Annotated in this window: 2 protein-coding genes and 1 pseudogene; 2 read left to right on the top strand and 1 reads right to left on the bottom strand. The window is 66.5% G+C overall.

Annotated features, from left to right (window positions below; all coding sequences use genetic code 11):
• Together ACIBEF_RS32480 and ACIBEF_RS32475 are read left to right on the top strand one after the other, a co-directional pair.
• A partial coding sequence (locus ACIBEF_RS32480) for a winged helix-turn-helix domain-containing protein (protein WP_396797244.1) occupies window positions 1-533 on the top strand: 533 nt, incomplete at its 5' end.
• A gap of 183 nt (window positions 534-716) precedes the next feature.
• Window positions 717-1,109 (top strand): transposase, encoded by a 393-nt coding sequence (locus ACIBEF_RS32475; protein WP_396797242.1) that lies wholly within the window; start codon window positions 717-719, stop codon window positions 1,107-1,109.
• An 84-nt stretch (window positions 1,110-1,193) separates the two neighbouring features.
• On the opposite strand, the pseudogene ACIBEF_RS32470 reads toward ACIBEF_RS32475, so the two are convergent.
• A pseudogene (locus tag ACIBEF_RS32470) lies at window positions 1,194-1,298 on the bottom strand (IS5/IS1182 family transposase); the annotation flags it as partial.

Raw genomic sequence — 1,298 nt, 5'->3', positions numbered from 1 at the left:
CGTGTCTGCGTGATCTGGGTCGATGGGTTCGGTATGCCGGAGGTATGAGGTATCCGGCTGGTGGTGGCATGAACGCGGCAGCTCGGGTCCGGCGTGAGAAGGTCCGGATGCAGGCCGCGACGATGTTCAAGAAGTCCGTATCGACCGCGCAGATTGCTTCTGAGCTGCGGGTTTCTGAGAAGTCGGTGCGTTTGTGGCGGCGGCAGTGGACTGCTGGCGGAACGCAGGCTCTGGCGTCGGCCGGGCCGGGCGGCTCGGACTGCAAACTCTCCGTTGAGCAGCGCAAACAGCTGGCCGAGATGCTCGATGAAGGTCCGATCGTGCACGGCTGGGACGATGCCCGCTGGACCCTCACCCGGGTGGCCAAGGTGATCGAGCGCCGCTTCGGCGTCTCCTACACGCTGCGCGGGGTGTCCTATCTGCTGCATCGCATCGGGTACAGCCAGCAGGTTCCCACTCGTCGGGCGATCGAACGCGATCCGGAAGCGGTCGCCGGCTGGCATCGCGGGCGGTGGCCGTCGGTAAGAGGTTAGCGGCGGCGCGGGGCGCCTGGATCTGCTTCCAGGACGAGGCGGGCCAGGTCATGCGACCGCCGGTGGCCAAGACGTGGGCCCGGCGCGGGCACACGCCGGTGGTCGAGGTCTCCGGGAAGGGGCTCCGGCCGGGTCTCGATCGCCGGTCTGGTCTGCCTCAAGCCCGGACAGCGAGGCCGGTTGATGTGGCGAACCCGGCTGCACCGTGCACGCAAAGGCGAACGCGGCAGCTTCAGCGAGGACGACTACATCGCCTTCCTCGACCAGGCCCACCAGCGCCTGCACGCACCGATAGTGCTGATCTGGGACAACCTGAACACCCACGTCAGCCGCCGCATGCACGCCCTGATCTCTGCCCGACCGTGGCTGACCGTGATCCGGTTACCCGCCTACGCCCCGGACCTCAACCCCACCGAAGGCGTCTGGCGCTGGATGAAACGCGGCCTGACCAACACCGCCGTCCGCGGTGTCGACCACCTCGCCCAACTGGTCAAACGTCGACTTCGCGCATGTCAGCAACAGACCGACCTCCTCGCCGGCTTCCTCGCCAGCACCGGCATGACCCTCGAACCCTAACCACCCAGATAGCTCGAACCTTGACCTTTCAACCTCTGTAGCGACCTCGCGCATGGTCGCGAGTCCTTGAGTGAGCCTTTTTCGTCCTGCGTATCGGTCCGCTTCGACGTGGTGCAGGGCGAGGATGGCCTGCACGATCGCGGTGGCTCGGCGGGGGCAGCAGCGCAGCTTGGCTAGGATTTTCTGGGT

This window comes from Micromonospora sp. NPDC050795 (genome assembly GCF_044456785.1).
In the GTDB taxonomy this organism is placed as follows: domain Bacteria; phylum Actinomycetota; class Actinomycetes; order Mycobacteriales; family Micromonosporaceae; genus Micromonospora.
This window is presented reverse-complemented; position numbering and strand designations above follow the sequence as displayed.

What these genes read in the sequence shown, in the direction of transcription:
- ACIBEF_RS32475 (WP_396797242.1), top strand. Translation starts at nt 717, where the DNA reads ATGTGGCGAACCCGGCTGCACCGTGCACGCAAAGGCGAACGCGGCAGC.